Here is a 25431-nt window from a genome sequence, read left to right as displayed (position 1 = left end):
GGTCTGTCTACCCATGAGGATCCGCCCGTTCAATGCAGCGGATGTTGATCCAGAGCAACGTTAGCCAAGGAACAGCCGGTAAGCCGGATTATCGGTTTCGTCCCAGTAGCGGTAGCCCATCTCGTCCAGCGCCTGGGGCAGGCCGGCCTGCTCGTCGGCGGGCACTTCCAGCGCCGCGAACACCCGCGCTTCGGCCGCGCCATGGTTACGGTAATGGAACAGGCTGATGTTCCAGCGCTTGCCCAGCCGCTCCAGGAAGCCCAGCAGTGCCCCTGGCCGCTCGGGGAATTCGAAGCGCAGCACCCGCTCATCGGCCCCCGGCGCTGCATGCCCGCCCACAGTGTGGCGCACATGCAGCTTGGCCAGTTCGTTGTCGGTCAGGTCGAGCACGCTGTAGCCCTGCCCGCGCAGGCTGGCCAGCAGCTGATCGCGCGGGTCGTTCACGGGGTGGGTCTGCACGCCAACGAACAGGCGCGCTTCCTTGCCCGGGTAGTAGCGGTAGTTGAACTCGGTGATCTGCCGCTTGCCCAGCGCCTGGCAGAAGGCCCGGAAGCTGCCGGGCTGTTCGGGGATGGTCACGGCGATGATCGCCTCGCGCTGCTCGCCCAGTTCGGCACGCTCGGCCACGTGGCGCAGGCGGTCGAAGTTGACGTTGGCGCCGGAGTCGATGGCCACCAGGGTTTGCCCCGTGACGCCCTCGCGGGCCACGTACCTCTTGATTCCGGCTACGGCCAGGGCGCCCGAGGGTTCAGTGATCGAGCGGGTATCGTCGTAGATATCCTTGATGGCCGCACACAGCTCATCACTGCTGACGGTCACCACTTCATCGACAAAATGCCGGCACAGCTCGAAGCAATGGGCGCCGATCTGCGCCACCGCCACGCCATCGGCGAAGGTACCGACCTGCGGCAGGATCACCCGCTCGCCCGCCGCCATGGCAGCCTGCAGGCAGTTGGAGTCTTCCGGCTCGACACCGATCACCTTGACCTCGGGGCGCAGGTACTTTACGTAGGCAGCAATGCCCGCGACCAGTCCGCCACCGCCAACCGGCACGAAGATCGCGTCCAGCGCACCTGGTTGTTGGCGTAGGATCTCCATGCCCACGGTGCCTTGGCCGGCGATCACGTCCGGGTCGTCGAACGGCGGCACGAAGGTGGCCCCGTCGCTGTCGGCCAATTGCAGCGCGTGGGCCAGGGCATGGGGGAAGCTCTCGCCGTGCAGCACCACATGGCCACCCCGCGAGCGCACGCCTTCGACCTTGAGCGATGGCGTGGTGGTGGGCATGACGATGGTCGCCTTCATGCCCAGGTGCGCCGCCGCCAGGGCCACGCCTTGGGCATGGTTGCCTGCCGAGGCGGTGATCACGCCACGTTCGCGCTGGGCCGTGGTCAGGCGCGACAGCCGGGTGTAGGCACCGCGGATCTTGAACGAGAAGGTCGGCTGCAGGTCTTCACGCTTGAGCAACACCTGGTTGCCAAGGCTGGCAGACAGCGCGGGGGCCGCTTGCAAGGGCGTCTCGATGGCCAGGTCGTACACCGGCGCGGACAGAATGCGGCGCACCTGTTCCGACAGCAGTTGCTGCGGGGTGGACGGGGTACGAGGGCTGACGTTGAGGCTGGTCATCGATTGCAACTCCTTGGCTTGTTCACGTTGCCCAGGAGTCAGAGAGAAGAAACCCGCCTCCAGGGCGGGTTCGGTGCACGTACGCGCTAGCCCGCCAAACTGATAATGGCGGTAATAATAATGGCGTTCACGTGCGGGAAGGTTTTCATGGGGTAGGACGTTATCCCGCCTGGCTTGGCCAAGTCAACACTTTGCTTGTTGCGCCGACAGCGGCACGTCGAACACCTTGTCGAAGCCCCACTGGAACACGAAGGCATAGACGAAGAAGAACACGAACAAAGCCAGGTTGGTGATCAATGCCGCCCACAGGCTGACATCCAGCCAGTACGCCACCAGCGGCAGCAGGATCAGCACCAGCCCGCCCTCGAAGCCCAGCGCGTGCAGGCCCCGGCGCAGCAACGTGCGCTCGCGCTTGGGCTGGCGTGCCTCCCAGCGCTCGAATGCCCAGTTGTAGGCCATGTTCCAGCTCATGGCGATGCCCGACATCAGCACCGACAGCACTGTCGACTCCGCCATCCCGGCTCCGAACGCCAGCTCCAGTGCCGGAGCCACGCAAGCCACGGCAATGGCTTCGTAGAGAATGGCCTGGACGATCTTGCGCGCCTTGCCTTGCATGTTCTGCTCCCAGAAGAATCGGCCTACAAAACTACAAGATGAGCGACCCAAGCAAAAGCTCGAAATTCAGTTGATAGCTGCACGCCATCACCGATCACGTATTGGACAACCCTGCATGCGACTGCTTGTATCTATCACTTGCAAGCGGCGACATGTCCCACCCCTTCGTCCAGGGAAATGAACGAGGAACAAGACGATGGCGTATAGCGTCATGATGGTGTTCGGCACCCGACCCGAAGCGATCAAGATGGCCCCGCTGGCCCGCGTACTGCGCAGCTGGCCGGAGGTCGACCTGCATATCTGCTCCACCGGCCAGCACCGCGAGATGCTCGAGCAGGTGCTGACCGCCTTTGGCCTGAGTGTCGATCAGGACCTCAAGGTAATGACCCAGAACCAGACCCTGAACGGCCTGGCCCGCGACCTGCTGGACAAACTCGACGAGGCCTACGAGCAGGTAAGGCCCGACATCGTACTGGTCCACGGCGACACCACCACCAGCTTCATCGCCAGCCTCGCGGCCTTCCACCGGCACATTCCCATCGGCCATGTCGAAGCCGGCCTGCGCACCGGCAACCTGCAGCAGCCTTGGCCCGAAGAAGCCAACCGGCGCCTGACCGGGGTGCTTGCCGACCTGCACTTCACCCCGACCCGCGACTCGGACGCCAACCTGATCCGCGAAGGCGTGCCGCCGGAGCACATCGAAGTCACCGGCAACACAGTCATCGATGCCCTGTTGTGGATGCGTGACCACCTGGCCGAACGGCAATGGCAGCCGGCCGCCGACTCACCGCTGAGCGTGCTGCGCCCCGAGCAGCGCATGGTGCTGATCACCGGCCACCGCCGGGAGAACTTCGGCCCCGGCTTCGAGCGCATCTGCCTGGCCCTGGCGCAGCTGGCCGAACGTTACCCCGACGTGCAGTTCGTCTACCCCGTGCACCTCAACCCGCAGGTGCAGAAGGCCGTGTATGGCGTGCTGTCGAACCGCAGCAACATCCACCTGATCGCCCCGCAGGACTACCCGCACTTCGTCTGGCTGATGAACCGCGCCCAGATCATCCTCACCGATTCCGGCGGCGTTCAGGAAGAGGCCCCGGCACTCGGCAAGCCGGTGTTGGTGCTGCGCAAGGTCACTGAGCGCCCCGCCGTGCTCAAGGGCGGCACGGTCAAGCTGGTCGGCACGCTGACCGAACGCATCGTCGAGGAAACCCGCCAGCTGCTCGACGACCCGGTGGCCTACGCACGCATGGCGCGGGTCTATACCCCGTTTGGTGACGGCCACGCCAGCGAGCGCATCGCCGAGCGCCTGACGCGCTGGTTTGCAGAAACGGCCAACCCGCGAGATGACGCATGAGCCTGGCCTTCATCGACTTCCTCACCTATGTGCTGTTCGGCCTCAAAGTCCTGGCGATCATCCTCGCCTCGCTGATGTTCCTGCTCGGCCTCGACGACCTTTTCATCGACCTGTGCTACTGGGGTCGCAAACTGATCCGCCGTTTCCGCATCTATGACAAGTATGAAAAGGCCGACGAGAAACGCCTGTTCGAAGTAGCGGAAAAACCCCTGGCGATCATGGTCCCGGCCTGGAATGAAGTGGGCGTGGTCGGCGAGATGGCACGCCTGGCGGCCTCGACCATCGACTACGAGAACTACCAGATCTTCGTCGGCACCTACCCCAACGACCCGCAGACCCAGGCCGATGTGGACGCCGTGTGCCTGCACTACCCGAACGTGCACAAGGTGGTCTGCGCGCGCCCCGGCCCCACCAGCAAGGCCGACTGCCTGAACAACATCATCGACGCCATCCTGCGCTTCCAGGACGATGCCCGCATCGAGTTCGCCGGCTTTATCCTGCATGACGCCGAAGACGTGATCTCGCCAATGGAACTGCGCCTGTTCAACTACCTGTTGCCGAACAAGGACATGATCCAGATCCCGGTGTACCCCTACGCGCCGGAATGGAAGGGTTTCACCGCCGGGCACTACGTCGACGAGTTCGCCGAAAACCACGGCAAGGACGTGATCGTGCGCGAAGCACTGACCGGCCAGGTACCCAGTGCTGGCGTCGGTACCTGCTTCAGCCGCCGTGCCATCAGCGCCCTGCTCGAAGATGGCGATGGCATCGCCTTCGACGTGCAGAGCCTGACCGAAGACTACGACATCGGCTTTCGCCTGAAGCAGAAAGGCATGAAGTGCATCTTCGCCCGCTACTCCATCACCGACCCGGCGTTGGCCCTCAAGCACGAATGGCGGCCGGGCATGAGCCGCGAGTTCTCCCAGGTGATCTGCGTGCGCGAGCACTTCCCGCGCGATTGGCAGCACGCGATCCGGCAGAAGTCACGGTGGATCGTCGGCATCGTCTTCCAGGGCACCAGCAACCTCGGCTGGAGCCGTACCGGTGCGCTCAACTACTTCCTTTGGCGCGACCGCCGCGGCCTGTTTGCCTACCTGCTGAGCTTCCTGGTCAATCTGTTGCTGCTGGTGCTGCTGGCCATGTGGCTGGTGACCGTGATCGCCCCGGACTCCTGGCGCTTCATGTCGATCCTCAGTGATAGCCAGCTGCTTACCACCCTGCTCTGGCTCAACGGCCTGATGCTGATCAACCGCCTGTTCCAGCGCGGCTGGTTCGTCACCCGCTACTACGGCATTTTCGAAGGCCTGCTGTCGGCGCCACGGATGATGTGGAGCAACTTCGTCAACTTCTTCGCCAACCTGCGCGCCCTGCGCCAAGTCATGGAGATGGGCGATTCGCGGCGGGTGGCGTGGGACAAGACCACCCACGAATTCCCCGCCCTCGCCTCGCCAGCGCGCACACCACTGGGTCATCGCCTGGTGGAAAAAGGCTATATCACCGAAGAACAGCTGGAGCAGGCGATCACCAGCCCGGTGCGCCGGCGTCTGGGCCGCGAACTGCTGCTGCGGGGCTGGCTGACCAGCGAGCAGCTGGTACAGACGCTGGCCGAACAGCTCGACCTGCCCTGGGCACCGCTCAACCCGTTCAAGCTCGACCCGCAACTGATTGCCCAGTTGCCACGCCGGCTGGCCACGCACTATGGCGTGCTGCCGGTCGCCGAAGACGGCAACACCCTGGTGCTGGCCAGCGAAAGCCCGGTCAGCCAAGTGTCGCTGGGGGTGATCAGCCGCCAACTGAAACGCCCGGTCAGTTGCCGCCTGGCACCCCAGGGCCGGGTCACTCTGGGCCTGCGCTATCACTACCCAAGCCCCTGGCAGACGCCCGAAACCCACGACATGCTCGCGGTGCTGGAGCGGCACCAGGATGATGCCGATCTGATCGAGCGGGTCAGTCACCACCAGGTGATGCTGGGCGCCCTCCTGCAGGTACGCGGCATGGTCCCGGTCACCCTGTTCAACCAGGCACTGATCGATTTCGACCCCGAGCAGCAGAGCCTTGGCGAGCACCTGATCGCCCGCGGCATCATTACCGAAGAGGTGCTGCAACAGGCCCTCGCCGAACAGGCCAGCGAACAGCAGGCTGCCTTTGACCTGACCCGGGAGGTGGCATGAAGCCGCGTCTTTCCCTCACCCTTTCCGGGCTGTTGCTGTGTTCCACCGCGCTGGCGACCCAGGCAGCCCCCATGACCGAGTTCCAGCGTTTCACCAGCTACCCCTTCATGGAGCGCAGCTACCGTGAAGCGAAGAAGGACAACTGGGCCGAAGTCGAACGCCTGACTCGCCATGTACTCAGCCGTGTACCGAACAACGATGAAGCCCGTACGCTGTTGGTCGAGGCCCTGGCCCACCAGCGCCGCTACAAGGAAGCTGAAGCCATGGCCGAGCAGTTCGGCGATGGCCCCGAATACGCCAACGCCCTGCTGGAGCTACGCCTGACCTGGATCGAGCAGGACCCGCCAGCTGCCAGCCAGGTGGAAGGCTGGCTGGCCAGCACCGATGGCACCCAGCGGGTACGCCTGTGGCAGGCCTACAGCCTGAGCCTGGCCAAGTTCGGCGGTGCCGGCAAAGCCCTGGACTGGCTCAACCAGCTGCCGCCGCGCGACGATGGCCAGGTGCTGCGCCTGGCCCGGGCCAACTTTGCCGAACAGCTGCGTAACTGGAAGGAAACCATCGAGCAACTGCAACCCTTGGCCGACAAAGGACAACTGCCGCCCAAAGACTGGCAGCGCCTGGCCAACGCCTATGTCCAGCAGGTCGATGAAAAGGGCCTGGAAAAGCTGCTGCAAAGCGCCCCCTCCCCCGAAGTCGCCAACCAGACGCGCCTGGCCATGGCCAATCGGGCCATCGCCGTCGGCCACAACCAACTGGCGCAGCGCTGGTTGGAAAAATTGCCCACCGAGCAGTTGCAGCAACCTGAGCAGCGCCAGCAGTTGTGGGAGCTGGCCCGTGAAGGGGATGACGCGCCGCTGGTACGGCAGCTGAGCAACGAACTGCAACGGCCTTGCCTGGAGACCGTCGACTGGTTATCACGCCGTGACCCGGAAGTTGCCCGCGAACAGTTCAAGGACTGCCCGGCCAGCACAGACCCGCGCGCTTATGCGGTGCTCAAGCAGCGCCTGTATGGCGACCCGGTACAGCCGCCACAACCCCGCACAGCAGCCGAATGGGAAAAACGCTACCGTCAGGACGGTGACCTGGCTGCGCTTGAGCAGGCAACCTATCTGTTGCTGCAACAAGGCCATAGCGAGCGCGCCCGCACCCTGCTGGAGCAGGCCTATGACCGTCGCCAGGGGCGCCTGACACCTTCCTTGCTGCAGCGCTTGGGTAATATTTATGCGCGCAACGATGGCCCGCTGAACAGCCAGCGCATGCTCGGGCTGATCCCCAGGGTCGACGCCAATACTCGCGCCCAGTTGCTTGGCCGCCTGGCTGAAAACGGCCAGTGCGACGCCGTGCGCCGGGCCATCCCGGCGAACCCGAGCGAGGCCGGCCAGTTCCGCGCCCTGGGCCGCTGCGCCATGCCCGATCAACCCGGTGAAGCGGTGGTCTATTACCAGGCCGCCGAACGTCTGGGCGACAGTGGCAACCGCCTGCCCCTGGCCTACGCCCTGGAAGCTGCGGGTGACTCCGAAGCGGCCATGCCGATCTGGCGCAACCTGCCGGCCAGCGTCTGGAACGACAACGCCCGCCTGACCGCCGCCCGTGGCGCCTTGAATGCCGGCGATGCCGACGCCGCCCGCCGCTACTGGGACGGCGCCGCGCACAACAGCGCCGATGACTGGGCACTGGGTGCCGCCATCGCGCAACGTCAGGGCGACCTGAACGCGGCGCTGGGCTTCCAGCGCCAGGCCCTGGCGCACAACCCGCGTGCCGACCACTACTACGCCGCCGCCAGCACGGCGCAACTGGCCGGCGACAGTGAGCAGAGCACCGCCTGGCTGGCCGAAGCGGTGCGCCTTGAGCCCAACCAGCCGCGCTATCGTGCCGACTACGGCATGCGCCTGGCCGGTTCGCCGGACAAGGCCCAACGTCGCCAGTCCATCCCTTATCTGGAGCGCGCCAGCCACGACTTCCCCGAGGACTATCGCCTGGGCGAGACCCTCGCCCTGCGCTACGACGAAGCCGAGAACAGCGCCGCCGCACGCCGCGAGCTGCGCCGGGTGATCGACGTGGAAGAGAACCTGGTCGATGGCGACGACGAATACGGCAGCCTGGAAGCGCGCAAGTACCGCCAGCGCCGCGCCCACGAAACCCTGTCGCGGCGCGACACCATTACCCTGGCCAGCACCTGGTCGCCCGCCGGCACCTCGACCAACGACAAGTTCCTCGACAACGGCGAGCGCAGCGGCACATCGCGCCGTGCGCAATCGCAGAACGTGCAGTTGGCCATGTGGGACCACGCCCTGGGCGAGGAGCCCAGCCGCAATGGCAGCACCCTGTCGGTCTATGGCCGTGTGCTGTTCGGTGGGCAGAGCCGCACCGACTATGCGCAAAGCATGGGCACTGGCGTCGGCCTGCGCTACAAGCCGCTGGGCCAGGCCAACCTCAACCTGTATGCCGAGCTGTACCACCAACGGCAGATCGACGACGACCACTACAGTGGCCTGAGCCTTGGCGAGCTGCTCAGCCCGGCCAAGGTCGGCGGCAACTGGGGCGACTTGCGCCACCATGCCGAATCGAGCAACGACCTGCTGCTGCGCGCCACCGCCTCGTTCCTCGACCAAGGCGACTGGCGCAACGACTGGCGAGTCGACGAAGACGACTGGAACGAGCGTTTCCTCTACCTCGATGCCGCCTGGTGGACCCGCGCCGGCGACCACGCCTGGCTGTCGCGCTTCCAGCAGGGCCATGCCTGGAAGCTGCCTGGTAACTCGCCACAAACCCTCATGCCTTACGGCTTCTTCGAGTTCTCAAGCCAAGACCCGAGCAACGACTGGCGCCAGGACGCCCGTGCCGGGGTCGGTGTGCGCTGGCAGTGGTGGTTCGACGACGACCGTTACAACGCCTACCGCGGCTCGCTGAAAGTGCGTGCCGAGTACCAGCAGTCGCTGGGTGGCAACCTCTACAAGAGCGCCAATGGCGTGCTGGTTGGCGCGGAGATGACCTTCTGATGCGTACGCTCCTGGCAATCTGCATGCTCGCCCTGTGCCTGCCGGCCCTGGCCGACCAGCGCCTGTTCTACCAGCCGCTCAACCGCGATGCCGCCGTGACCCCGGCGCAGTGGCAGCAATTGTGGCGGGCCACCAAGGCGCAAGGTGGCAAGACCCTGATCGTGCAGTGGAGTGCCTACGGCGACAGTGATTTCGGCGGTGCCCAGGGCTGGCTGGCAAACAGCCTGCGCGAGGCCCACGCGCAAGGCCTGGAGCTGGTGCTCGGGCTGTACCTGGACCCGGCCTATTACCAGCGCATCGAGGAACTCGACGGTGACGGCCTGAACAATTACTGGAAGGCGCAACTGGGCCGTTCGCTGGGCCAGTACCAGCAGGTGCGCAAGGACTGGCAGCTGCCCGTCGCCGGCTGGTACCTGCCCATGGAACTGGACGACCTGCACTTTCGCGACGCCGGTCGCCGCGAGGCCTTGTACAGCCAGTTGCAGGCCTTCAATCGGCGGCTGGACAAGCCGCTGCACATCAGCGCGTTCAGCGCAGGCAAACTGGCACCGCGGGTCAATGGCGCCTGGCTGGATCAACTGGCCAGGTTGGGCTTGACTGTGTGGTGGCAGGACGGTGCCGGGACCGGGCGCTTGCCGCCGCTGGTGCGCCAGAATTACGAACAGGCGCTGCCGTGCCGGGTGGGAGTGGTGCGCGAGGCATTTCGCCAGGTGAGTGCGCCGGGGCAGGCGTTTCGGGCTGAGGCTGCAGAGCCGAAGCTGGGTGCTGGGTGCCATGCCGAAGCGGTATTTGCCTTGCGCTACCGGCCTTGGGCCCGGGGTGTTCTGCCACTGAATTGAGTCGACCTGTACCGGCCTCTTCGCGGGGCAAGCCCGCTCCTACAGGAATAGTGCAAGCCGAGGCAACGCTATTCCTGAACTGCGCCCCTGATGTTGGACAAAAAATCCAACCTCAGGGGCGTTTTACGTGAGCAAGCACACCAAGCAGTTCAAACTTTCAGCCATCCATGCCTTTGATCGAATCAAGATGGGGCTGGGCGGCCTGACTCCCGTGGCATACAGGAGTCAGGCTGCAGCAGCCTAATCACAGACTGTCCAACAAATGGGGCGCAGTTCATTCCTGTAGGAGCGGGCTTGCCCCGCGAAAGGGCCGTAACAGGCAGAGCATTCCTCCCAGGAGCCCACCGATGTTCAAGACCATCGAAGAGCACGTGCGCAAGCAGGTCGCCCCCGCCGCCCTGCGCGCCGAGTTCCGCCAGCACGAATTCGAAGCCATGCGACCATTCTGCATGCTGGTGTTTTGCGTCAGCATCGCCATCTGGCTGGTCTTCGACCTGATCGTCAGCTTCCTCGGCGGCCAGGGCTTCACCTGGTTGTCCTACCTGTTCATCGCCCTGCTCGGCAGCCTCACCGTGATACTGCGCTTCACCCGCCGCAGCCATCACTTCGACGTGCTCAACCTGCTGTTCATCGCCGTCATCACCCTGGGCATGCGCCTGGTGATCGAAGGCATTCCCGAGCCGCTGCGCCCCGTGTGGCTGGTGCTCGGTGTTTCGACCGTGCTGTATGCCGTATCGGTGCTGCCGGTGCGGCGCTGGTCGTTCTTCTGCGCCATGGTCATCACCTGGGTCATGCTCAGCCCCTTCTACCACACCCGCATAGATGTCGATCAGCTCGAAGGTGCCATGCTGCTGAGCTACGCGCTGTTCCTCAGCGGGCTGGTGATCTACAGCTATCTGCAGATACGCCAGGCCAAGCTGCACAACTTCTACCTGTCCAAAGTGTTGCTGGAGCAGGCTTACTTCGACGCCCTGACCGAGATTCCCAACCGCCGCTCGTTCATGACCAACGCTGAGCGCCAATTACGCCTGGGCGCACCCGGGCAATACCTGGCGATGATCGACATCGACAATTTCAAGCGGGTCAACGACCGCTTCGGGCATGACGTGGGCGACGCAGTGCTCAAGCGCGTGGCGCGGCATATCAAGGCAGGGGTGGCTGGGCACGAATTTGCCCGGCTCGGTGGCGAGGAATTCGCCATCTTCTTCGCCGGGCTGGATCAGCAGGCTGCCGAGCGCTGCGTGACGGCACTGTGCAAGCGAGTGCGCGACGATCTTGGTGTGCCACCGGTAACCATCAGCATCGGCCTGGCCAGGGTAGACAGCGGTGACACACTCAGCATGGCGCTGATACACGCCGACCAGGCGCTGTACGAAGCCAAGCACAGCGGCAAGGACCAGTTCGTGCTGTGGACTAGCCAGCTGGCAGCCGAATCCTGAACTGCGCCCCTCCCAGCGCTGACTGCGCCACAGTCAAGGTCCCGCCCTGCCCCTCGATCGCCCGGCGGCTGATCGCCAGGCCCAGGCCAAAGCCGCCGGTGTTGCGATCGCGGCTGCGGTCCAGACGATAGAACGGCTGGAAGATCCGCTCACGCTCCTCGGCCGGGATACCGATCCCGTCGTCTTCCACGGTCAAAAGGCAGGCGCCGTCCGCCTCCAGACGCAACCTCAGCAACAGGCTTTCATCGCAATAGCGCATGGCGTTGCGCACCAGGTTCTGCACGGCCCGTGCGGTCAGCCGCGGGTCCAGCACGAAGCGCGGCAAGTTGTCCTCGGCCTGCACTTCCCACTGGATACCCCGTGTATCGAGCTCCTCGGCAAACCCGCCGAGCACGCTGTCGACCAGCTCCAGCAACGACACTTCGACCCGTTCCCGCGCCTGGTCGGCGTTGTACAAGCGGCTGTACGACAGCAGTTCGAGCACCAGCTCGTCCAACTCGCGCACATGCCCGACCAGCTCCAGCAGGCGCTTGCGGCTGGTCGGTGGCACCTCGTCGAACAGCAGCACCAGGCCGAAATCCAACCGGGTCAGCGGCGTGCGCAGCTCGTGGGAGACCGCATTGAGCAGCTCGCGCTGCTGGTTGACATGGCGTTCGAGGTCGCTGGCCATGGCGTCGAACACCCCTGCCAGCTCGCCGATGTTGGAGTGCGGCGAGATGTGCGTGCGCTCGGCCATCCGCCCCTGGCCCAGGCGCCGGGCGGTTTCCTTCAGCCGCTCCAGGTCACGCCAGTGCGGCCACACCCACAGCAGCAGGCAGCCGAGCATTGCCGCGCCGATCAGCACGGTCACGCCCCAGGACAACACGTTGATGTCCAGTGGGTCTGGCGGCGAGTGCAGGCTGACCAGCCAATCCTTGTCCAGCGGTGCCAGAACGGTCTGGTAATAGCCCCAGTCACCGATGCGCACGGCGTACTGGCCCTGCTCCAGGCGCGCCTGTTCCTCCGGGCTCAGGCCGGCGTTTTCGCTGCGCAGCAGTTTGACCTCCAGGGGCGCGAAGGCCCTGGCCAGGTCTTCCTCCACCGCTGGCCATTGCGCTTCTGGCACCTGGCGAAACTGGCGGACGATCAGCGACTGCACGCCCTTGGCCTGGTCCAGGTTGTAGGCCACGAAGCGGTCGTGGAACAGGCCGACAATGGTGTCGGGGATCAACAACAGCGCCCCGGCGTAGGCGACGATGATCACCAGATACAGACGCACCAGGATCTTCAGCATGGTGCGTCAGCACTCCCACTCGACACGGCTGAACAGGTAACCCTTGCCCCACACGGTCTTGATCTTGCGCGCCTCGCCGGCACTGTCATCGAACTTGCGGCGCAGCTTGGAAATGGCCACGTCCACCGAACGGTCGGTACCGTTGAACTCGATGCCGCGCAGCTGCTGGAGGATGCGATCACGGCTGAGTACCACACCGGCATTGCGGGCCAGCACTACCAGCAGGTTGTATTCGCCGCTGGACAGTTCCACTTCCTCGCCGCGCCAGCTGACCAGCCGCTCGGCGAGGTCGATGCGCAGGCCACCGATAAGGATCTGATGGTTGTCCAGGCGCGGTTCGTTGACGCTGCTGCGGCGCAGCAAGGTGCGCACGCGGGCCAGCAATACCCGTGGCTCGCAAGGTTTGGTCACGTAGTCGTCGGCGCCCATCTCCAGGCCCAGCACTTGGTCGTGGCTGTCATCGCGGGCGGTCAGCATCAGGATCGGCAGGCTTTGTGATTCCTGACGCAGCAGGCGGCACAGTTGCAGGCCATCGATGCCGGGGAGCATCAGGTCGAGAATCACCAGGTCGGGGTGGTCTTGCCGGAAGGCTTCCAGCACGTGGTCGCCACGGGCAATCACCCGGACATGGAAATCGTTGCGTTGCAGGTAGCTGGCGATCAGCTCGGACAGCGCGCTGTCGTCTTCGACCAAAAGAATGTTGGGCATAGAGGGTTTGCTTGTAGGAGCGGATACATCCGCGATGAGGCCGGAACAGGTACCTGCAGAGTATAGAAACCTACAAATCGGTAGGACTGTTCTTAACACTTTTTCACACAGGTCCTACAGGTGTTAACAGCTGCCCACGGAACGGTTGCCTTAGTATACGCAAGGTCATCATCGGAAGATCCGCATGCCTATTACCCTCCCCCCGCAGCTGCGCCCCCTGGCGCTCGTGGCGCTGCTTGCCCTGCCCTTGGCCGGTTGCGACGAAGCGGCCGAGCAGGACGAAAAACAACCCGTGGCCCAGGTCCGGGTCGAGACCCTGCAACTGCAGCCCTTAGCCATCAGCACCGAGCTAAGCGGGCGCATCCTCGCCCCGCGCACGGCAGAAGTGCGTGCGCGCGTCGCGGGCGTTGTGCTCAAGCGGGTATACCGCGAGGGCAGCGACGTCAAACAGGGCGATGTGCTGTTCCTCATCGACCCGGCGCCGTTCAAGGCCGACCACGACAGCGCCCGCGCGACCCTGGCCAAGGCCGAGGCCACGCTGTATCAGGCGCGCCTGCAAGAGCAGCGCTACCGCCAGCTGGTCGACGACAAGGCGGTCAGCCGCCAGGAATACGACAACGCCCGCGCCGCCTTCCTCCAGGCCGACGCGGCGGTTGCCGAAGCCAAGGCGGCACTGGAGCGCGCCCGCCTGAACCTGGGTTATGCCACAGTCACCGCGCCAATCTCCGGGCGCATCGGCCGCGCCCTGGTCACCGAAGGCGCCCTGGTCGGCCAGAACGAGACCACGCCGCTGGCGACCATCCAGCAACTGGACCCGATCCACGCCGACGTCACCCAGTCGACCCGCGAGCTCACCGCCCTGCGCCGGGCCTTGCGCGCCGGTGAACTGCAGCAGGCCGGCGATGGCCAGGCCCGCGCCACGCTGATTCAGGACGATGGCAGCGCTTACCCGTTGCCGGGCAAGCTGCTGTTCTCCGACATCAGTGTCGACCCGAGCACCAACCAGATCACCTTGCGCAGCGAATTCCCCAACCCGGACCTCGACCTGCTGCCGGGCAGCTACGTGCGCGTGCGCCTGGAGCAGGCCGTGCAGCCCAAAGGCCTGAGCGTGCCGCAGCGGGCCATCCTGCGTGACAGCGCCGGGGTGCCGAAGGTGCTGGTGGTCGACGCGCAGTCGCGCATCAGCGAACGCCAGGTAGTGCTGGGGAACGCCCAGGGTGATCGCTGGCCGGTCACCGAGGGCCTGGCGCCCGGTGAGCGGGTGGTGGTCGAAGGCCTGCAGCACGTCAAACCGGGCGACCAGGTTCAGGTCGACCCCGACGCCCAGTCCATCGTCCAGCACACCGGCCAGTGAGGGCCTGATCCATGCCGCAGTTCTTCATCGACCGCCCGATCTTCGCCTGGGTGGTCGCGCTGTTCATCCTGCTTGCCGGCGCCCTGGCCATCCCCCAGCTGCCGGTGGCGCAGTACCCCAACGTGGCGCCCCCGCAGGTGGAAATCTACGCCGTGTACCCGGGCGCCTCGGCGGCCACCCTGGACGAAAGCGTGGTCAGCCTGATCGAGCAGGAGCTCAACGGCGCCGACAACCTGCTGTACTTTTCGTCGCAGAGCAGCCTGGGCAGCGCCACCATCACAGCCACTTTCGAGCCCGGCACCCACCCCGACCTGGCCCAGGTCGATGTGCAGAACCGCCTCAAGGTGGTCGAGTCGCGCCTGCCGCGCCAGGTGACCCAGCAAGGCCTGCAGGTGGAGAAGGTGTCCACCGGTTTCCTGCTGCTCGGCACCCTCACCTCGGAGGACGGCAGCCTCGATGAAACAGCACTGTCCGACATCCTCGCGCGTAACGTGATGAACGAAATCCGCCGCCTCAAGGGCGTCGGCAAGGCGCAGTTGTACGGCTCCGAACGCGCCATGCGCATCTGGATCGACCCGCAGAAGCTGATCGGCTTCAACCTCACCCCCAATGACGTGGCCGAAGCCATTGCCGCGCAGAATGCCCAGGTCGCCCCCGGCAGCATCGGCGACCTGCCTGCCCGCGGCACCCAGGAAATCACGGCCAACGTCGTGGTCAGGGGCCAGCTGAGCACGCCCGAGGAGTTCGCCGCCATTGTCCTGCGGGCCAACCCGGACGGTTCCAGCGTCACCGTCGGCGATGTCGCCCGGGTCGAGATCGGTGCTCAGGAATACCAGTACGGCACCCGCCTGAACGGCAAGCCGGCCACCGCCTTCAGCGTGCAGCTGGCGCCGGGCGCCAACGCCATGGAAACCGCCACCCTGGTGCGGGCGAAGATGAAAGACCTGTCGCGCTACTTCCCCGAGGGGGTCAAGTACGACATACCCTACGACACCTCGCCGTTCGTCAAGGTGTCGATCCAGCAGGTCATCAACACCCTGTTTGAAGCCATGCTGCTGGTGTTCGCGGTGATGTTCCTGTTCCTGCAGAACCTGCGCTATACGCTGATCCCGACCCTGGTGGTGCCGGTGGCGCTGATGGGCACCTTCGCCGTGATGCTGGCCATGGGTTTCTCGGTCAACGTGCTGACCTTGTTCGGCATGGTCCTGGCCATCGGCATCCTGGTCGACGACGCCATCGTGGTGGTGGAGAACGTCGAGCGGATCATGGCCGAGGAAGGCCTGCCGCCCAGGGAGGCCACGCGCAAGGCCATGGGCCAGATCAGCGGCGCCATCGTCGGCATCACCCTGGTGCTGGTGGCGGTGTTCCTGCCGATGGCCTTCATGAAAGGCTCGGTGGGGGTGATCTACCAGCAGTTCTCGCTGTCGATGGCGGTGTCGATCCTGTTCTCGGCCTTCCTCGCCCTGAGCCTGACCCCAGCCCTGTGCGCCACCCTGCTCAAACCGCTGGCTAAGGGCGAACACCATGAGCGCAAAGGCTTCTTCGGCTGGTTCAACCGCCGCTTCGAAAGCATGAGCAACGGTTACCAGCGCTGGGTGCTGCAAGCGCTCAAGCGCAGTGGCCGCTACCTGTTGGTGTATGGCGTGCTGCTGGCCGTGCTGGGTTATGGTTTCAGCCAGCTACCCACGGCGTTCCTGCCCACCGAAGACCAGGGCTACACCATTACCGATATCCAGCTGCCGCCGGGCGCCAGCCGCATGCGCACCGAGCAGGTTGCCGCCCAGATCGAGGCGCACAACACCGACGAGCCGGGCGTGGACAACACCACGCTGATCCTCGGTTTCAGCTTCTCGGGCAGTGGCCAGAATGCCGCGCTGGCCTTCACCACGCTCAAGGACTGGTCCGAACGTGGTGCCGACGACAGTGCTCAATCGATCGCAGACCGGGCAACCCTGGCCTTTACCCAGCTCAAGGACGCCGTGGCCTACTCGGTGCTGCCACCGCCGATCGACGGCCTGGGCGAGTCGACCGGCTTTGAGTTCCGCCTGCAGGACCGCGGCGGCATGGGCCATGAGGCGCTGATGGCCGCCCGTGACGAACTGCTGGCCGGTGCACACAAGAGCAAGGTGCTGGCCAACGTGCGCGAGTCTTCGCTGGCCGAAAGCCCGCAGGTGCAGCTGGAGATCGACCGCCGCCAGGCCAACGCCCTGGGCGTGTCGTTCGCCGACATCGGCTCGGTGCTGGACGTTGCCGTCGGCTCCAGCTACGTCAACGACTTCCCCAACCAGGGCCGCATGCAGCGGGTGGTGGTGCAGGCCGAGGGTGACCAGCGCAGCCAGGTGGAAGACCTGCTGAAGATCCACGTGCGCAACAACAGCGGCAAGATGGTGCCCCTGGGCGCGTTCGTCCAGGCCAGGTGGGTCAGCGGCCCGGTGCAGCTGACCCGCTACAACGGCTACCCGGCGGTGGCGATTTCCGGTGAACCGGCGGCGGGCTACAGCTCGGGTGAAGCCATGGCCGAGATTGAGCGCCTGGTCGCCCAGCTGCCGGCCGGTACCGGCCTGGAATGGACCGGCCTGTCATTACAGGAACGCCTCTCCGGCAGCCAGGCCCCGGTGCTGATGGCGTTGTCATTGCTGGTAGTGTTCCTGTGCCTGGCGGCGCTGTACGAAAGCTGGTCGATCCCCACCGCCGTGCTGCTGGTGGTACCGCTCGGCGTGCTCGGCGCAGTGTTGGCGGTGACCCTGCGCGGCATGCCCAACGACGTGTTCTTCAAGGTCGGCCTGATCACCCTGATCGGCCTATCGGCGAAGAACGCCATCCTGATCATCGAGTTCGCCAAGCACCTGGTCGACCAGGGCGTGGACGCCGCCGACGCCGCCGTACAGGCCGCCCGCCTGCGACTGCGGCCGATCGTCATGACCTCGCTAGCGTTCATCCTTGGCGTGGTGCCCCTGGCCATTGCCACCGGAGCCAGCTCGGCAAGCCAGCAGGCGATCGGCACCGGGGTGATCGGCGGGATGCTCAGCGCCACGTTGGCGGTGGTGTTCGTACCGGTGTTCTTCGTGGTGGTGATGCGCCTGGCCGGGCGCGGCCGCAGCAAGGCCGAACAGCCGCAGACCCGCGAAGCCTGACTGGACAAGCCGGGCGTTGAATGAGAGGGTTCCGGGCATTGACTGCCCGGAACCCTTTTTCATGCCTGATGCCCTGCCCCCCTGCTCCGTCCTGATTCTCGCCGGTGGCCGCGGCCAGCGCATGGGTGGCCGCGACAAAGGCCTGCTGGAATGGCGCGGCGAGCCGTTGATTGCGCATATCCAACGTACCGTGCGGCCGCTCAGTGATGACCTGGTGATTTCCTGCAACCGCAACCAGCAGGCCTATGCCACTTATGCCGATCAATTGGTGGGCGATGCCGACGCGGACTTCCCCGGGCCGCTGGCCGGGGTAATTGCCGGTCTGAGGGTGGCCAGGCATGAGTGGGTGGTGCTGCTGGCCTGTGATGCACCGTTGGTTGACCGGGCATTGATCGACGCGCTGCGGGAAGTCGCAGCGTCCGGTGACAGTGCTGCGATGGTGCGCCAGGGCGGGTATTGGCAGCCGATGTTCAGTGTCCTGCCGCGCCGGTTGTTGCCGGTGCTGGAGCAGGCCTGGGCGGCGGGTGAGCGGAGTTTGCAAAAGGCCTTGCTGCGCGAAGCCGTGCAAGGGGTGGAGTGTGCCGACAATGATCGCAGGTTGAGCAATTTCAACAGCCCGGAATTGTTGCAAGGCTGAAGCCTGCACGGCCTGAGCAGGAGCGGCCATGCCAGGGTGCGGTCCAGTCGGAACGCGCCGCGCAGCTGCATTTCAACCACCGTAATGAATACCTCTGGCAGCGCTGAAGCACCTATCAGAAATGCCAGGTGACACCTCAAAAACGACTGGTTAGGCTCCCTATTGAGAAAGCAATAAACACCCGTTGGGTCAGACTCGACACCGTTGAACCGCCTCGACATTCGGAGAGCCGCCATGAGCACCAAAGACAATGTGAAAAAGCCGCTGCTGACTTTGTACAGCGATGGCGAGGGTAGCAACGGATACCCGATTGACCTCGACAAAACCACCCTGAATGAAAAGCTCCCCGCCCTCCAACCACCCCTGGCCTATACACATTACAAAATCGAGAATGCAAAGTCGGCAAACCTCATCACTTTCAGCAACAGCCTTGAAAGCCAGGTAAATGGCAATGAGCTTCTGATCTTCGCGCCTATTCAATCTACGGGCCACGCTACGGGTACTTTCCAGATAAGGGTGATCGTCCAGAACACCACCACTGCCATATGCCCGCTGTCCGACATCTATCACGTAAAAGCTGACGAGGAAGTCATCACGCGGGGCATACGGGTCATGAAATGTGAGCGCGCCGCAACGGATGACGCCAATCAACCCCGCATGGTTTCAGTCGTCTACTGAAAAATAAATGGACGGTTTGGAGAGGCCGAAAAACCCGATTTTCAGCCGCTGACTCTTGGATAACCAAGGCACAGCCTTGGTTTCCTGCCCTCACGGGCGCACCTCTCCCGCTCCAGGCAATAATTGTCGGCGCACCATCCACAGATTCGACAGGGCAAACAGCGTGGTCAGTTGCGCCGTGTGACGGAGGGCTATTCCAGCACAGGTCAGATGGCCTGTGCTGACTTGATCGGAAAGTCCCTAGCGCTCTGGCAGCGACTCAAGAGTAATCTCACGCATCCTGAATTTCTGCACCTTGCCGGTCACCGTCATCGGGAACTCATCGACGAAGCGGAAATACCGGGGCACCTTGAAGTGCGCGATCCGCGCCTTCGCCCATTCGCGCAGTTCATCCGCGCTGGCGGTATGCCCCGGATGCAAACGCACCCAGGCGACGATCTCTTCGCCATACTTGCTGCACGGCACGCCGATCACCTGCACATCGGCCACCGCCGGGTGGGTGAAGAAGAACTCTTCCAGCTCCCGCGGGTAGATGTTCTCGCCGCCGCGAATGATCATGTCCTTGCTGCGCCCGACAATACGCACATAGCCCTGCTCGTCCATCACCGCCAGGTCGCCGGTGCGCATCCAGCCCTCTTCATCGATGCTTTCGGCAGTGGCCTTGGGGTTGTTCCAGTAACCCAACATCACACTATAACCACGGGTACACAGCTCGCCGATCTCGCCACGGGGCACGGTGGCTCCGTCGGCGTCGATCACCTTGCTCTCCAGCCGTGGCTGGGTGCGGCCGACGCTGGTCACCCGGCGCTCCAGGTCATCGTCGGGGCCGGTCTGCAGCGACACTGGGCTGGTCTCGGTCATGCCGTATGCAATCTGCACCTCGGCCATGTGCATCTCCCCGATCACCCGGCGCATCACTTCGATGGGGCAGGTAGCACCGGCCATGATCCCCGTGCGCAGGCTCGACAGGTCGAAGTCGCCACGCTGCGGGTGGTCCAGTTCGGCGATGAACATGGTCGGCACGCCATACAGTGCCGTGGCCTTTTCCTCGGCCACGGCGCGTAGGGTCGCCAATGGGTCGAAAGCATCATTGGGGGAGATCAGCGTGCTGCCGTGGGTCATGCAACCGAGGTTGGCCATGACCATGCCGAAGCAGTGGTACAACGGCACCGGTACGACCAGCCGATCGTGTTCGGTCAGGCCAAGGCTTTCGCCGACCATGTAGCCGTTGTTGAGGATGTTGCTGTGGCTGAGCGTGGCACCCTTGGGAAAGCCGGTGGTGCCTGAGGTGTACTGAATGTTGATCGGGTCGTCGCAGCGCAGTTGCGCTTGGCGCTCGGCCAAGGCTTCACGGCTGACGGACTCGGCACGGGCCTGCAGGTCGTGCCAGGCAAGGAAGCCAGGTGGCGGAGCAGCGGCCAGGCTGACGACCCCGCGCAGTTCGGGGAAGCACTCGCAGACCAGGGCGCCGGGCTGGCCGGCTGCCAGCCCCGGGATCAGACCCAGCAGCATGGCGTGGTAATCGGAGGTCTTGAAGGCGTCGGCGCAGATCACCCAGCGGCAACCGGACTGGCCGAGGGCGTAGTCCAGCTCGCTGGAGCGATAGGCCGGGTTGATGTTGACCAGGATCGCACCGACCTTGGCGCTGGCGAACTGGGTGATGCACCATTCAGCGCAGTTGGGTGCCCAGATCCCCAAGCGGTCGCCGGGTTGCACGCCCAGGGCCATGAGGGCGCGGGCGTGCTGGTTGACAGCTTCGGCCAGTTGCTGCCAGGTGTAGCGCTGGGCCTGGTGGCGGACCACCAGCGCTTCGCGGTCGGGGAAACGGGCGACTGTGGAGTCGAAGGCGTCGCCGATGCACTGGCTGAGCAGGGATTTGTCCTGATTGCCCTGGGAGTAACTTGGCTGGGGCATGGGCGCTCTCTTGTTGTTTTTGTGTTGTCTGGACTGTCCTCTTCGCGGGACAAGCCCGCTCCTACAGGAGATCGACTACCCCCTGTAGGAGCGGGCTTGTCCCGCGAAGAGGCCAACACCGATCTAGCGGATGAACACCTGCGGCGTGGTGGTGGACATGTCACCGCCCGGCAACTTGATGTTCTTCACCTTCTCCAGGGTCTCGGGGTCGAACACCGCCAGGTCGTTGAAGGTGCCGCCCAGGTACAACTTGTCGCCCTTCTTGTCGAAGGTCACGCAGTAATAGGTGTGCTCCAGATTAGCCGCCTTGATCAGCTTGCGCTGCTTGATGTCGTACTTGGCCAGGCGGTTGAGCACGCCGTAGATCTGGTTCGGATCCTTCGGCGAACGCAGGCCGGTAAAGTACAGCTCGGTCAGGTCGGCAAATTCCTGGGTGTGGGTCTTGCCGGTCTTGAGGTCGACGCTCAGGTAGCCGTACAGCAGCTCGGCCTCGTTCAGGTCCTGCTTGGCATCCTTGAACTTGGCAATGGTGTAGAGCATCGAGAACTCATGGCGCGGGCTCTGGTGCGGCCAGAAGTACAACACATCCGGGGCGCTATAGCCTTTGCGGTGCCAGTTGCGCAGCGGCAAGGCCACCGTGTACTTGCCAGTCTTGACGTCCATCTTGTAGATGTCCGGCCCGGCGACGAACAGGCTGCCATCGTCAGCGGCGCGCATCAGGTAGACCTGGCGCGGCATCGGGAAGGTACGCACCGGCTTGGCCTCCAGGCCGGCAGCGGTGCTGAACACCTCCAGGCGCGGCGGCTTGACCACGTAGTGGTCATTCAGGCGCTGGGTCGGGTTGACCGTGGCGTACACCTCTTTGCCATCGGGGCTCAGGGCGAACGAGTACATCGACTTGCCGACTTCCCCCGGCACGCTGGACAGGTTGGCGTGGAAGGTGGTCTTGCAGGTGTCCAGATCGATGCCGTAGATGTCGGCATAGTGATTGTTGAGCACATAGGCGGTGCGGTTGTCCGGCGCCATCATCGCGGTACCAGGGCCGAACTTGTCGGGCATCTGGCAGCTTTTGTACAGCGTGTCGCTGGCCACGTCGATGACGTGCAGGTTGTTCGGGTAGTTGGTGGTGATCAGGTATTCCTGGCCAGCCTTGAGGGCCGGCCCGGCATCATCGGCCTGTACCGCCCAGGCGCAGGCCGTGGCGGCGATGGTCAGCGCGAGTTGCGCGCAGCGTCCAGCTTTCATGCGGTTTCCCCTTGTCATTCTTGTTGGGCCGGTCACTTGTCTTTCGGGAACACGGTGCCGAGGTTGCGCCAGTCTTCCTGGGAGTTGTTCGCCTGGGCGTTCCAGTCCTGGTAGGTGCTCATCATGTCCGGCACCTGGGCCGGCCACCAGCAAGGGTCGGAACAACCGTACAGGTCGGCCTCCATCGGCTGGCACAGCGAGCTGACGCCGCCAAAGGCGTCCACTTCCCAACCCGGGTCGGTGGTGGCGGTGCAGCCGGCCACCGCGCTCATGGCCATGACTTCTTCGACGCGGTCTTCGGCGGCGGCCTGCTCGAGGATGCGCGCCTTGTTGTTCAGGGGCTTCAAGTGCTTCATGTCAGTGCGCCTTCCGCGGGGTGATGTAACGGTCGATGAAGGCCGGGTTGGCGGCCATGATGCGGCTGTAGACCTCGATGCCGAAGTCGACCCAATCGCGCATCAACTCGCAGTAGTGGTAGGTCGGGTGCTGCGGGTCGCCGTAGCGGGCGTAGCTCTCGTGGTAGCAGCCGCCAGAGCACAGGTTGCGGATGCGGCAGCTCTCGCAGCCGGTGTTGCTGCGGTCCAGGCGCTGCGACAGGAAGTCGTTGAGCTGCGCCTGCTTCACGCCCTGGTGCACGTTGCCGAAGGTCGGCAGGCTGGAGCCGGTAAAGCGGTGGCACAGGTTCAGCTCGCCCTCGTGGTCCACGGCCAGCATCTTCAGCCCGGCACCACACGGCAGGGCCTTCTTGTGGCCTTCATGGATGTCGGTGATCAACTGGTGCAGGTTGGAAAAACCGATATTCCGATGCTCCAGCGCCGCCTCCAGGTATTGGCGGCCCAACGCCTTCATGTTGGCGAACACCTGCACCAACTCTTCACCGGTGAGGTTGAAATCGGCCATGTCGCCGGAGGTGACCGGGGCAAAGCCGACTTCGGCGAAGCCCATTTCGTTGAACAGGTGGTTCCAGATGGTCTCGACGTCGGTGATGCCACGGGTCAGCGTCACCCGCGCGCCCACCGGGCGGCTGGTGTAGCGCGACAGCAGCAGGTCGGCCTTGCGTCGCACCACGTCATAGGTGCCCTGCCCGCCCACGGTGATACGGTTGCGGTCGTGCACAGTCTTCGGGCCATCGATGCTGATCGACAGGCCGAAGCGGTGGGCGTTGAGCCAGTCGATGATCTCTTCGGTGAGCAGGGTCGCGTTGGTGGTCATGATGAATTCCACCTGCTTGCCGGCTTCGGCAAAGCGCCGCTCGCAGTAGGCGACCATGTGCTCGATCAGCGGCCGGTTGGACAGCGGCTCGCCGCCGAAGAACACCACGCTGTAGCGTTCCTCGTTGGGCGATTCCTTGAGCAGCATCTCCACCGAGGCTTCGGCGGTGGCGGTGCTCATCTTCTTGCCGGCGGACGGTTTGTCCAGATCTTCCTTGTAGCAGTAGGTGCAGCTGAGGTTGCAGCCGGTGTTGACGTTGAGCACCACGGTGTTCAGCGCCGTGCGCTCGACCTGCTTGAAGGCGATTTCCGGGGTCAGCGGCGAGCCGTCACTGACCAGCTCCAGCGCGATCAGCTCGCGCAGGGTGTCCTGGATATCATCACCGGCAAATTGCTGGCCAAGGCGCTGCATCAGCTCCTCGGCCGAGCAGCCTTGCTGGCGCAGGGTGTCGATGATGCCGCCGGTCACCGCGTCGGCGGTGAACAGCGAACTGCTGGGGATATGGAACAGCATGCGGTCGGCATCGACCTGCACTTCGTGCAGGTTGCGTTCGACCAGGTTCAGTAGCGCGCCCATGGCGACCTCCCGATAATCGATCCGTTGGAAAAACCGTCTTGCCCTGCCCTTACGGCAGCGGCGGGTTGTTCCAGCGTTGCACCGCGACGATCATGTGGCCTTCGCCCTTCTGGCCGCCATCGGCAAGGGTGGCGATGACCTTCAGGTTACCGGCGTTGTTGGTGCCCATCTTGCGCGCCGGGTTAGGGCCTGCGCCGCCTGGCACGAACACGCCGTCGGCCTGCATCTGCCCGGCGAACTTGACATCCTCGTCCTCGGCGGCGCGCTCGTTGAACGGTTCGACCGCCCAAGTGGCCGGCAGGTAGCCGATACGCAGCGGCTGGCCACTGGCGTCCTTGCCCCAGGCTTCGGCTTCGAAACGGCCCTGGACCTTGGGCACCGAAGCACCGTTCTCGCCGATACGGGCGATGGAGAACGCCGGCACCACCTTCACTTCCTCGACCTTGTCGTAGACCGCCAGGTCGACGCCCTTGAGTTCCCCCACCGCCACTTCGCGCCGGCCAGGCTTGGCGTCGGCCGCAGCGCGGGCCTTCACGCGCACCAGGGTCGGGGTCTGTTCCAGCACCTCGGTCACCTCCACCCCAGCCCCCAGGTCAGGCTTGCCGGCCAGGCCGGTGCCGACCAAGGTGATCTCACTCTCACCACCAGCCTTGATGAACGCTGGCTGCACCGCCAGCAGGCGGGCCTTGCCTTCTTGTGCAGCCGTGAAGTCCAGGCCGCGCTCATCGTGATCGGCCTCGAACATGCGGCCTTTCATTTCGCCGTCCAGCGCAGCAAACACCTGGCGCAGGTTGCTGTCGCCGACCTTGACGTTGCCGCGCCATTCGTAGCCGTTGTAGAGCATCGCCGAACCACTGCCGTTGAACGGCGTGCCGTCGGCGTAGTTGCCTTTTACCTCGACCTTGAAGGTGTCGCCCTGGTCGGCAACCACCGTCATCACCCCACGCACATCGCCCTTGGCCAGCATGTGGCCGCTGAACGCCCACTGCCCTGGCAGCGCATCGGCGGTCGGCTTGGCTTTCTGCCAGGCGGCCCAGGCCGGGCTGTCCAGCGGGAAGCGCTTGGCCAGGTCCGGTACCACTTGCTTGAGGGCGATTTCCAGCCAGTCGCGGTCACGCGCCTGCGCCTGGTATTCGAGGGACGGCCACTGGCCGAGGTGGAAGTTGATCAGGTGTTCCCATTCCTGCGCCGGGCGCCGCTGCAGAGCGACACGGGCACCGGAGTGGCAGCGGCCACAGGTTTCGCTGAGCTGGGTATCGAAGTGTTCGACGGTGTTGAGCCGGCGTTCCATGGCGTAGCGCACGCCATCGGTCTCGCTTGGCGCCAGGCCTTGTTTGTCAGCCAGGTACTTGACCAGGCTGCGACGATCGTCGTCGCTGATCTGCAGGCCATGCATGACCTGCATGCGGGCGATGCTCATCAGCCAGCCTTCCGGGGTCTTGCGCTGGTGGCTGATGCGGCTGTAGGTATCGTTGCCCTCGGGGATATGGCACCCCATGCACTTGTTCTGCAACAGGCTCGGGCCCTGCTCGGCCGCCATGGCCTGGGTGCCCAGCAGTGCGGCGGCGACCAGCGCCAGTTTGCCCGCATGCCGCCGGAGTCGAGTCGTCTTCAAGGTCAGACCTCCACGGTTGTTGTTCTTATCGTTTTCACACGCTTTGGT

General features: G+C 64.5%; 18 protein-coding genes. 9 read left to right on the top strand and 9 right to left on the bottom strand.

What is annotated here, in order from left to right:
- Window positions 1-60: 60 nt before the first annotated feature.
- Both ilvA and BGP85_RS10845 read right to left on the bottom strand, forming a co-directional pair.
- Window positions 61-1623 (bottom strand): threonine ammonia-lyase, biosynthetic, encoded by a 1563-nt coding sequence (gene ilvA / locus BGP85_RS10850; protein WP_103447161.1) that lies wholly within the window; start codon window positions 1621-1623, stop codon window positions 61-63.
- A 183-nt stretch (window positions 1624-1806) separates the two neighbouring features.
- On the bottom strand, window positions 1807-2238 hold the full coding sequence (locus BGP85_RS10845; protein WP_103447160.1) for a PACE efflux transporter: 432 nt from the start codon (window positions 2236-2238) through the stop codon (window positions 1807-1809).
- Window positions 2239-2434: 196 nt separating this feature from the next.
- On the opposite strand from BGP85_RS10845, the gene wecB reads away from it, so the two are divergent.
- The 5 genes from wecB (at window position 2435) to BGP85_RS10820 (ending at window position 11037) form a co-directional block, all read left to right on the top strand.
- The gene (wecB, locus tag BGP85_RS10840) at window positions 2435-3589 is read left to right on the top strand and encodes a non-hydrolyzing UDP-N-acetylglucosamine 2-epimerase (protein WP_103447159.1); all 1155 of its coding nucleotides are present in this window, start codon (window positions 2435-2437) and stop codon (window positions 3587-3589) included.
- On the top strand, window positions 3586-5760 hold the full coding sequence (gene nfrB / locus BGP85_RS10835) for a cyclic di-3',5'-guanylate-activated glycosyltransferase NfrB (RefSeq protein ID WP_103447158.1): 2175 nt from the start codon (window positions 3586-3588) through the stop codon (window positions 5758-5760). Before wecB ends, nfrB begins: the two co-directional genes overlap by 4 nt.
- Entirely contained in the window at window positions 5757-8759 is a 3003-nt protein-coding gene (locus tag BGP85_RS10830; RefSeq protein ID WP_103447157.1) for a phage receptor, read from the top strand. Before nfrB ends, BGP85_RS10830 begins: the two co-directional genes overlap by 4 nt.
- Complete coding sequence (locus BGP85_RS10825) at window positions 8759-9598, top strand: DUF4434 family protein (protein ID WP_103447156.1); 840 nt, start codon at window positions 8759-8761, stop codon at window positions 9596-9598. The genes BGP85_RS10830 and BGP85_RS10825 overlap by 1 nt, the downstream gene beginning before the upstream one ends.
- A gap of 347 nt (window positions 9599-9945) precedes the next feature.
- Window positions 9946-11037 (top strand): GGDEF domain-containing protein, encoded by a 1092-nt coding sequence (locus BGP85_RS10820; RefSeq protein WP_103447155.1) that lies wholly within the window; start codon window positions 9946-9948, stop codon window positions 11035-11037.
- Here BGP85_RS10820 and BGP85_RS10815 read toward each other — a convergent pair.
- Window positions 11012-12310, bottom strand: a complete 1299-nt coding sequence (locus BGP85_RS10815; RefSeq protein ID WP_103447154.1) for an ATP-binding protein — start codon at window positions 12308-12310, stop codon at window positions 11012-11014. The genes BGP85_RS10820 and BGP85_RS10815 overlap by 26 nt on opposite strands.
- Window positions 12311-12316: 6 nt before the next feature.
- Entirely contained in the window at window positions 12317-13018 is a 702-nt protein-coding gene (locus BGP85_RS10810) for a response regulator transcription factor (RefSeq protein ID WP_103447153.1), read from the bottom strand.
- 184 nt (window positions 13019-13202) lie between these two features.
- Between BGP85_RS10810 and BGP85_RS10800 the strand changes: the two genes are divergently transcribed.
- The 4 genes from BGP85_RS10800 to BGP85_RS10785 all read left to right on the top strand — a co-directional run bounded on the left by BGP85_RS10800 (window position 13203) and on the right by BGP85_RS10785 (window position 18821).
- Window positions 13203-14372 carry an efflux RND transporter periplasmic adaptor subunit gene (locus tag BGP85_RS10800; RefSeq protein WP_103447152.1) on the top strand — a complete coding sequence of 390 codons (1170 nt, stop codon included), beginning with the start codon at window positions 13203-13205 and terminating at the stop codon, window positions 14370-14372.
- Window positions 14373-14383: 11 nt separating this feature from the next.
- A complete protein-coding gene (locus BGP85_RS10795; RefSeq protein WP_103447151.1) occupies window positions 14384-17506 on the top strand; it encodes an efflux RND transporter permease subunit in 3123 nt (1040 codons plus the stop codon).
- Between the two features lie 61 nt (window positions 17507-17567).
- Window positions 17568-18143, top strand: coding sequence for a molybdenum cofactor guanylyltransferase MobA (mobA, locus tag BGP85_RS10790; protein ID WP_103447150.1), 576 nt, complete (start codon window positions 17568-17570; stop codon window positions 18141-18143).
- Window positions 18144-18377: 234 nt separating this feature from the next.
- Entirely contained in the window at window positions 18378-18821 is a 444-nt protein-coding gene (locus BGP85_RS10785) for a hypothetical protein (protein WP_103447149.1), read from the top strand.
- Window positions 18822-19061: 240 nt separating this feature from the next.
- On the opposite strand, the gene BGP85_RS10780 is transcribed toward BGP85_RS10785, so the two are convergent.
- From BGP85_RS10780 to peaA, 5 genes are all read right to left on the bottom strand, one after another.
- Window positions 19062-20735, bottom strand: coding sequence for a fatty acid CoA ligase family protein (locus BGP85_RS10780; RefSeq protein WP_103447148.1), 1674 nt, complete (start codon window positions 20733-20735; stop codon window positions 19062-19064).
- A gap of 123 nt (window positions 20736-20858) precedes the next feature.
- Window positions 20859-21980: a quinohemoprotein amine dehydrogenase subunit beta gene (gene peaD / locus BGP85_RS10775; protein ID WP_103447147.1), complete on the bottom strand. Its 1122-nt coding sequence runs from the start codon at window positions 21978-21980 to the stop codon at window positions 20859-20861.
- Window positions 21981-22012: 32 nt separating this feature from the next.
- Window positions 22013-22336 carry a quinohemoprotein amine dehydrogenase subunit gamma gene (gene qhpC / locus BGP85_RS10770; RefSeq protein WP_027916687.1) on the bottom strand — a complete coding sequence of 108 codons (324 nt, stop codon included), beginning with the start codon at window positions 22334-22336 and terminating at the stop codon, window positions 22013-22015.
- 1 nt (window position 22337) lies between these two features.
- A complete protein-coding gene (peaB, locus tag BGP85_RS10765) occupies window positions 22338-23768 on the bottom strand; it encodes a quinohemoprotein amine dehydrogenase maturation protein (protein ID WP_103447146.1) in 1431 nt (476 codons plus the stop codon).
- A gap of 49 nt (window positions 23769-23817) precedes the next feature.
- Window positions 23818-25383, bottom strand: a complete 1566-nt coding sequence (gene peaA, locus BGP85_RS10760) for a quinohemoprotein amine dehydrogenase subunit alpha (protein ID WP_103447145.1) — start codon at window positions 25381-25383, stop codon at window positions 23818-23820.
- Between the last annotated feature and the right edge of the window lie 48 nt (window positions 25384-25431).

The sequence above is a fragment of the Pseudomonas putida genome (genome assembly GCF_002906855.1).
Taxonomy (GTDB): domain Bacteria; phylum Pseudomonadota; class Gammaproteobacteria; order Pseudomonadales; family Pseudomonadaceae; genus Aquipseudomonas; species Aquipseudomonas putida_N.
This window is presented reverse-complemented; position numbering and strand designations above follow the sequence as displayed.